General features: G+C 67.5%; 8 protein-coding genes and 1 pseudogene. 5 read left to right on the top strand and 4 right to left on the bottom strand.

Translation table 11 applies throughout. The annotated features are described in order from the left end of the window. From AZG88_RS28140 to AZG88_RS28110, 5 genes are all read left to right on the top strand, one after another. A partial coding sequence (locus AZG88_RS28140; protein ID WP_061699785.1) for a Fic family protein occupies positions 1–1,011 on the top strand: 1,011 nt, incomplete at its 5' end. Between the two features lie 926 nt (positions 1,012–1,937). Continuing rightward, positions 1,938–2,714: a VOC family protein gene (locus AZG88_RS28135; RefSeq protein WP_061043267.1), complete on the top strand. Its 777-nt coding sequence runs from the start codon at positions 1,938–1,940 to the stop codon at positions 2,712–2,714. Between the two features lie 445 nt (positions 2,715–3,159). Further along, positions 3,160–3,372 carry a ribbon-helix-helix domain-containing protein gene (locus tag AZG88_RS28130; RefSeq protein ID WP_037232310.1) on the top strand — a complete coding sequence of 71 codons (213 nt, stop codon included), beginning with the start codon at positions 3,160–3,162 and terminating at the stop codon, positions 3,370–3,372. Further along, complete coding sequence (locus AZG88_RS28125) at positions 3,369–3,725, top strand: type II toxin-antitoxin system PemK/MazF family toxin (RefSeq protein WP_061043268.1); 357 nt, start codon at positions 3,369–3,371, stop codon at positions 3,723–3,725. Before AZG88_RS28130 ends, AZG88_RS28125 begins: the two co-directional genes overlap by 4 nt. A 1,041-nt stretch (positions 3,726–4,766) precedes the next feature. Next, positions 4,767–4,961 (top strand): hypothetical protein, encoded by a 195-nt coding sequence (locus AZG88_RS28110; protein ID WP_061043271.1) that lies wholly within the window; start codon positions 4,767–4,769, stop codon positions 4,959–4,961. A gap of 699 nt (positions 4,962–5,660) precedes the next feature. Here AZG88_RS28110 and AZG88_RS28100 read toward each other — a convergent pair. The 4 genes and pseudogenes from AZG88_RS28100 to AZG88_RS54320 all read right to left on the bottom strand — a co-directional run bounded on the left by AZG88_RS28100 (position 5,661) and on the right by AZG88_RS54320 (position 7,258). Beyond that, a complete protein-coding gene (locus AZG88_RS28100) occupies positions 5,661–5,966 on the bottom strand; it encodes a helix-turn-helix domain-containing protein (protein WP_061043273.1) in 306 nt (101 codons plus the stop codon). After that, complete coding sequence (locus AZG88_RS28095; protein ID WP_061043274.1) at positions 5,963–6,313, bottom strand: type II toxin-antitoxin system RelE/ParE family toxin; 351 nt, start codon at positions 6,311–6,313, stop codon at positions 5,963–5,965. Before AZG88_RS28095 ends, AZG88_RS28100 begins: the two co-directional genes overlap by 4 nt. A 213-nt stretch (positions 6,314–6,526) precedes the next feature. After that, positions 6,527–6,907 (bottom strand): annotated as a pseudogene (locus AZG88_RS52955) (ExeA family protein); the annotation flags it as partial. A 150-nt stretch (positions 6,908–7,057) separates the two neighbouring features. Continuing rightward, positions 7,058–7,258 carry a hypothetical protein gene (locus AZG88_RS54320; protein WP_231914232.1) on the bottom strand — a complete coding sequence of 67 codons (201 nt, stop codon included), beginning with the start codon at positions 7,256–7,258 and terminating at the stop codon, positions 7,058–7,060. Positions 7,259–7,461: the final 203 nt, after the last annotated feature.

The raw sequence follows: 7,461 nt of genomic DNA, 5'->3' as shown, positions 1-7,461 counted from the left end.
GCCCGCCTCGAGGCGGGCTTCGGTGAGCACCTGGCGCCGCTGTCGGATTTTCTGCTGCGCAGTGAGTCGGTGGCGTCGTCGAAGATCGAGCATATCGACGCGGGCTGGCGGGCGTTCGGCAAGGCGCTGGCCGGTGGCAAGGCCAGTGCGGAGGCGAAGTCTCAGCTCGCCGCTGTCAAGGCGCTGATCGCGATGGTCGACGCGGCCGGCGCCGGCCCGATTACCGATGTCACCGTGCTCGGTGCGCACCGGTTGTTGATGGCACCGGACTTCTACACCGCCCGCGACTCCGGCCAGTTCCGCGACGTGCAGAACTGGATCGGCGGCAGCGACTACACCCCGATCGACGCGCTGTTCGTGCCCCCGCCACCGGAACTGGTTGACGAGCTGATGGCGGACCTGCTCGTGTTCGCGAACCGCACCGACCTGCCGATCCTCGCGCAGGCTGCGATTGCGCACGCCCAGTTCGAGTCCATTCACCCGTTCACCGACGGCAACGGACGCATCGGCCGCGCCTTGATCAGCGCGATCCTGCGCCGCCGCGGCCTCACATATCGGGTCACCGTGCCGTTGGCGTCGGTGATGCTCGCCGACACCCGCCGCTACTTCGACCGCCTGACCCGCTACCGAGCGGGCGATGCCGAGGGTTTCGTCGAGTACGTCGCCCGTGCGGCGATCGTCTCCAGCGAGGCCGCGCAGGACTCCGCCCGCGCCCTGGCCGAACTCCCCGGCCATTGGCGCGACATCGCCCGGCCGCGCAGCAACTCCGCCGACGAGAAGATCATCGACGCCCTCCTCGGCACCCCGATCTTCAGCGCCGACACGGCCCAGCGGATCACCGGCACCACCGATGCGAGCGCGTACCGCGCGCTCGGCCGGCTTACTGCGGCCGGGGTGCTCGAGGTGCTGTCCGAGAGTAAGCGCAACCAGATCTGGGCCGCCACCGCCGTACTCGCCGAACTCGACGCGCTGAGCACCACCATCGGCAAACGCACCACCGAGCATCTGTAGCCGCCCGCAGGGCCGCCGTTCTGCGCCTCGGCACCCGTCGGGCGACGGGTGCTGGGTTAGGGCCCTGGCGGAGGTGCTGGCCGATCCGGATCATCGTTCGTGGCTGTCGACGCCTGAGCAGCGCCGGCGGTGAGGGCGTGATGCGTTGCTCCTACTGGGTCGGGATCCGACAGCGAGAGCTCCGCAGCAGCAACGAAATACACGGTGGCGCAGAACCTGCCACTGTCGGCTGCGACTCTGCCGGGTCATGGACGTGGCGGCGATGGCAAGCCCCACCGAGGGCGGCGCAGGTGATCCTGGACACGAAAGATATAGGCAGGACACGAAAGGCGGAGGCGCTGAACGCCCGTCGTTGGTGCCACTACAGCATGAACGCGTTCGGTGGTGTCGAGGTTGAGCGCGGCGTCCGCTGGGTTCGGGTGAGGAACAATAGAATTCTGCGGTACCTGAGGGTGCCGACCCGGCCGGGTGATGACAACCGGCGGCGGTGTTGCTGGGACCGTGCCGGGTACTCGTCGGCGTCCGGTGTTCAGGCGCCGTCGTCGACCGGGGGCCGGGTGGGCGGCCTGGTCCGCGTTCGAGCCAGTGTGCGAAGTCGTGGCGAGGTAGTACCGGACTGCGTCCTCGCGCAGTCGAGGCGTGGCCGCGAGCGAGGCGAGCAGTAGGCGGCCGCGGACCGGTGGGGCGGGACCGTGGCCGAGCAGCGATCTGCGATCTGGCTTCGAGTCCGTCCCAGCGGTCGCGAATGGGCCGGCGGCGGTCATGAGCGCAGTGTGTCATTCAGTGGTGTGCTCGTGGCGAAACGCGGACCGAACGGGAGGTGCCGTCGGTTCGCGGAGCGCGACAGCGAATCCGGTGGCTCTGCCGTCGAATGTCGGTGCCGCGGGCTAGCGTCGAGTCGGTATCCGCCCGACGGAGGAGCAGCGATGAGCGCGGTCACGACGAATCAACCCCTCGGCACCCCCACCTGGATCGACCTGGGCATCCCGGATCTCGACCGGGCGATGGCCTTCTACGGGTCGGTCTTCGGTTGGGAGTTCGACGTCGGTCCCGAGGAGTACGGGCGGTACACGATGTGTCTGCTCGGCGGCAAGAAGGTCGCCGCGCTGATGCCGAATCCCGACGAGAGCGCCACCGAGTTCTGGTGGAACGTCTACCTGGCGACCGACGATCTCGATGCGACGGTCGCTCGGTCCGCCGCCGCGGGTGGCACGCTGCTGATGGAGCCGATGGACATCGCCGACCAGGGTCGGATGGCGATGGTGCGGGATCCGTCCGGGGCGCAGTTCGGCCTGTGGCAGGGGCGGGCGCACGTCGGCTGTGAGCTCGTGAACGAGCCGAACACGTTGTTGCGCAACGACTTGGTGACCCCGAATCCCGGCCCGGCGCGGGAGTTCTACGCGGCGGTGTTCGACTTCACGCTGGACGGGAACGACGACCTGCCCGGCGTGGACTTCACCTTTCTGCGCAGACCGGACGGGCACGAGATCGGCGGCATCGTGGGCGACCCGTCCGCCTCGGCGTCCTGCTGGGGCACGCTCTTCCAGGTCGTCGACACCGACGCGGCCGTCGCCGCCGCGCGGGCGAACGGGGGCACCGCGGACGATCCGACGGACATGCCGTACGGGCGGACCGCCGATGTCGCCGATCCGTTCGGTGCGACGTTCACAGTGGGTTCCCCGCTGCCGGGTGTACAGGGGTAGACGCTCCCGTCGGGTTACCCGCCCACAGCTGGTGCGTGCGGGGTGGCGCCGAGGGTGATCGCCGGCCGCCAGCCGGGGTGCTCGGACGAGGCGGCAGCGCTGCTCGACGGCGGCCCGATCAGCCCGGTCGTGCGATGAACGCCCTGATCGAGATGCCCGCTCTGCCCCTGTCACGACCAACCACCGATGCCCTGTCGAGGTGGTGACGGACCCCGAGCAGGGCCTGCCAGCACACGCGCGTCAGCGGCCGGACGGCCGTTCACGAGAAATTCTCACTCGTGGAGCGATTGTCTGGGCGTGGGATCGGCGTCCTTGCGGTGAGTTTCGCTGCACGAGGACTGGTTGGCCATCATCGGAGCATCCGCGCATCGTGGTGGGCCGCCTGGGATGCCGGCGGTTGGTTTCCGGCTTTTCCTGCCTTTTCATACTGGAGTATGATTGCAGTATGACGACGAGGTTCACGATCAGTTTGCCCGACGAGGACGCGCGCGTCCTCGACGCGTATGTTCGTGACCACGGTCTGGGTGGCCGGTCGGCGGGGATTCGAGCCGCGGTTCGGATGCTCGGGGAGGTGGGTCTCGAGCGCGATTACGCGGCGGCTTTTGTCGAGGGTGGTGTCGACGACGACTGGGACGTCACTTCGGCAGATGGCGAATGATCCGCCGGGGTCAGGTGCACTGGGTTGATCTTGATCCGGCGCAGGGCAGTGAAGCGGCCAAGCGTCGACCCGCTGTTGTGGTGAGTAATGATCGCGCCAATGCGACCGCGGAGCGGCTCGGTCAGGGGGTGGTCACTGTGGTGCCGTTGACGAGTAACACGGCACATGTGTTCGCATTTCAGGTTCTCGTCGAACCTGACGAATCGGGTATGCCGCGTGAGTCGAAGGCTCAAGCGGAACAGGTTCGTTCGGTGTCGGTGCGTCGTCTCGACGGTGACCCGGTCGGGAAGCTTTCGACGAGAACGCTTGCTGCGCTCGAGGAAGCTTTGCGGCTGCATCTCGATCTTCTCTGAGTCGCGTCCCTGCGGTCGGTCTGACGGGTTCATCAGGTGGGGCACCCGTCGCACTTTCGCGGCGGCCGTTCCGATCCCGCCGCGCGGCCCTGCCCACGGTGAACTCGGAGAAATCCGCGAGAGGCGCACCGCTCTCAACACTTTTCTCTTCTCGCGGGCCCCGGTCTGGGAGGGGACCGTGACAACCCGTCAAGGACCGACGTCGGTGACCGCGTTGGCGATGAGCGGCCTTCCCGCGGGTGCAGACCGCCAGCATCGATGCTGTGGTGTGCCCGGGCAGCGTGATCGCAGTCGCGGTTCTCCTAGCTCACGATGAATGTCGCAGCGCTGCGCCGTGCGCCTGCTTCGCGGCGCGCACCGAGATCCGGTCGGGAGCGACGTGCTTCGGAGCCGCCGTGAGCCAGGATGTGCCGTCCCCGTTCGCCAGGAGCAGTTGCGCATCCCGTCGTCCCAGGCCGATTGCGGCGTCGATGAAGGCGCCGTCGAAGAGCAGGTAGCTGAGGAGGACTGATCCTGCGCCTTTCCTCTCACATGACGGTGCTCGCGGAGTCGCTGGGTACGTCGTGACGAGGGCGGGCAGTCGTGAAGGTGGAGAGGTAGTCGTCCGTGATCCTGACGGGCCGACCGAGGTGCCGGGTCCCGATAACGGTGAGCCTGTGGAAGTTGCCGAGAGCTGCATCGATGCCGGTGCGGGCTGGGACTGGGACGACTGGAAGGAACACCGGGGCGACATGCTCGCCGGTGCCTCTCCGGCAGCCCGTGAGCCGATGCTCACATTGCTCGACGGTCCGCCGGCGGGGTCTATGTCCAGGACGAAGCCCCACCGGACCAAGCCTGGACGTAGGAGGTCGCCGCGAACCCTGCCACCGTGGTCGTGTTCGTCGGGGTCCGAGGCTATTGACGGAAGTGCCAGGTCCAAGCGATGATTTGGGTATCCCACCTGCGGTGGGGTGAGGGCCTGTCCCTCTGTTGGAGATCACTCATTGGGCAGCACCACAACGGTCGCTGTCGTCGCGTGTCCGCCAACAGAAAGGGGTTCACATGGCCCAACCCGAAATTCTCGTCTCGATCGCCTTGGTGATTGCCGCCTGCTTCGTCTTCTTCGTGACGGCCTGCCTGGTCACCGCCGTCCTCATCGTTATCCTCACCGGCAGCACCGCCGGTCTCCGCGACTTTGCGAAGGTGATCGTCGCCCTCGGCCGGGTGATCCGGTTCTGGTTCCGGTTCGGCAACTGACCCGCGCGAGGCTTCACACGCGAGGACAGTCCCCGGCCTCGGGCCGGGGACTGTCCGCATTCGAATTTTCGCCTATCCGTGTTGCCGCGTAGCCGTTCCGGGTTCTCATGTGCGTCGGATGGTCACGGGCGTCATCGTCGACTGCGTTCGCGGCGAGCCGATGGAGATGTCATCCGGGTGGATCACCTGGTGGACATGCGGGCCGGCGATCTCGTGCAGGTCATGTCCCAGCAGGGTGGCGAACGTCGGATTGACGTCGAGCAGGCGCTACTGGTCGGCGTGAGCATCGGAATAGGACTGCGCGCCAACAGGAACCGGTATCTTTCACCGTTCAGCGCGCCGCCGTCCGCCGGGGCCGGTGTGCCGGATGTTCGGGCTCCGCATTTGTCGGTGGCTGGTTCAGCCCGCGCGGCGACGGCGGGGCAGGTTCGCCATCAGGGCCGAACCGGTCCGGTTCCCGGTCGCGCTGGTGCGGGGGCGGTCCCAGCGAGGACGTCATGGCGGCGGCAGGCGATGCATGTCCGGGTCGACGCGCCCAAGGGGGGCCGGCGAGCGGCCGGGCGCCATCGCTATCAGCTGATCGGTGACGCCCGGTGACGGGAGGGAGTCGCCCCGCAGATGATGCTCGAGGTCGATTTTTCGGCGGCCGCGGGCGTGTCCGAGCCTCACGGACCGAGTGGTCCTGGCGGCGTGCCGTGGTCAGTGGCCGGTGAGGGTGCGGTCGGTGTCGATGTGGACGTCGAGGTGGACGCCGACCTTGCTGCCGAGGTTGACCAGGGCGTCGAGGGAGAACTTGCTCAGTTTGCCGCGGTGCAGGTCCGAGATCCGCGGTTGGGTGACGCCGAGGTTGTCGGCGGCCACGGCCTGGGACCAGCCGAAACGGTCGATCTGTGCGCGTATCGCGGTCATCAGGTCGGCGCGCAACTGCCGGTTGTAGGCCTCGCCGGGGGTGTCACTGATCGCCTCCCACACGGAGGTGGTTTCGGTGATGTCTTTGTCGGTCATGATCTCTCCTGTGCGTACGCCTGGGCTGCCTTGTAGCGGCGTCGGCCGAGGTCGATGTCTGCTTTCGAGGTCTTCTGTGTCTTTTTGTGGAAGCAGTGCAGCACGTAGATCGCCTCGCCGAACTGGGCGACGTAGAACGTTCGGAAGGCGCCGTCCGGAGTGTGGACCCGGATCTCGCGGCATCCGGGCCCGACATCCTTCATCGGTTTCCAGTCGTCCGGATCGAGCCCCTGTTGGGCCCGGCCGAGTTGGTAGCCGAGATCGTCCTGTGCGGCGGCGGGCAGATCGCGCAGGTCGTCGAGTGCGCTACCCACCCATCGGATCGGTTTCTCGTCACCTCGGTTCACCTCCCCAGGTTATATCAGTACGAATATATGCTGTTGTGTGAGGTGGAGGCCCGAAGGTGTTGCGCGTCGTTGAAGGTGACGGCGTCATTGAGGTTGACGACGATGCGGTGCGAGAACGCCCCGCTCGGGGGTGGTGAGCGGGGCCGTGGTGGGCGTGGTGACGGGGTGGTCGTCAGGTTGACGCGGTGGTGGTCGGGTTGATGGGGGTCGGGTTCAGTCCGCGGCGATCTCGCCGCCGATGGCGTGGTCGGCGGCGAAGGCGGCGGTAAGCGCGTGCAATGCGAGGTCGTTCACCGCGCGCGGGTGTCCGCGTGAGGCGCCCACGGATGAGCCCGATCGCGTCGTCGGAGAACAGGGTCTCGTCGCGGCCGGCGATGCGACAGTGGTGGCGGATGTAGTCGGCGGTGTCGGCTGCGCTCATCCCGGCGATCGTGTAGCGCACGGCGATGCGCTGGTCCAGCGCGGCGAGCACACCGAGGCGGAGGCGGTGCCGCAGGGTAGGTTGGCCGACCAGCACGACCGCGAACGGGGACCCGGAGAGTCCCGCTCGTGGTTGGTGAGCAGGCGGATCGCTTCGAGCTGGTGGTTTCCGATGCGTTGCTGCTTCTGGTTCATGAACTGAAATCGAGATCTCTTCCGCAGCAAAGTAATACACGACAGCAGCATCTGTGTCGACTGCCGCTCGATCGGGCACGGACGTGGCCTCGATCGCAGAGATCGTCGGTGCGGCGCGGGCGATCCTGGTCACGACGAGGCGGAGGCGCTGAACGCCGTCCTGGCGGGCGGTGGGCCCCGGCACGCCCACAGGGCCGTGTTCCGGCTCCCAGGCACGCCCCCAGCGGCGAGCCCGGCCGGTTCCTGATCCGGCCCCGATCCGGTCATGATCAGGACTCCGGGAGCAGGCAGAACCTGGACCGGGAACCGGCACGGCAGTATCAGCGGCATGATGGAGATGCTGCCGTGGCCTGCGTGCGTGATGCGGGGGTGTGGTCCTGCTGCTCGTGGGGTGCAGTGATCGCTCGATCAGCGGCACGAGCGGATAGGTGCAGACGCGGGAGCTTCCCGATCGGTGGAGCAGAATGGGGTGCCATGGACGATGTGGAGTTGGTCGAGCAGGTGCGGCGGCGGTGGGAGCAGGGTGTCCCGCC

The sequence above is a fragment of the Rhodococcus sp. LB1 genome (assembly GCF_001583455.1).
Taxonomy (GTDB): domain Bacteria; phylum Actinomycetota; class Actinomycetes; order Mycobacteriales; family Mycobacteriaceae; genus Rhodococcus_F; species Rhodococcus_F opacus.
The sequence above is the reverse complement of the archived record's forward strand: the minus strand, read 5'-3'. Positions and strand labels throughout refer to the sequence as shown.

Excerpts from the sequence above, each read along its gene's own strand:
- AZG88_RS28125 (WP_061043268.1), top strand. The coding sequence starts at position 3,369 with ATGATCCGCCGGGGTCAGGTGCACTGGGTTGATCTTGATCCGGCGCAG.
- AZG88_RS28135 (WP_061043267.1), top strand. The coding sequence starts at position 1,938 with ATGAGCGCGGTCACGACGAATCAACCCCTCGGCACCCCCACCTGGATC.
- AZG88_RS28110 (WP_061043271.1), top strand. The coding sequence starts at position 4,767 with ATGGCCCAACCCGAAATTCTCGTCTCGATCGCCTTGGTGATTGCCGCC.
- AZG88_RS28130 (WP_037232310.1), top strand. The coding sequence starts at position 3,160 with ATGACGACGAGGTTCACGATCAGTTTGCCCGACGAGGACGCGCGCGTC.
- AZG88_RS28100 (WP_061043273.1), bottom strand. The coding sequence starts at position 5,966 with ATGACCGACAAAGACATCACCGAAACCACCTCCGTGTGGGAGGCGATC.
- AZG88_RS54320 (WP_231914232.1), bottom strand. The coding sequence starts at position 7,258 with ATGCCGCTGATACTGCCGTGCCGGTTCCCGGTCCAGGTTCTGCCTGCT.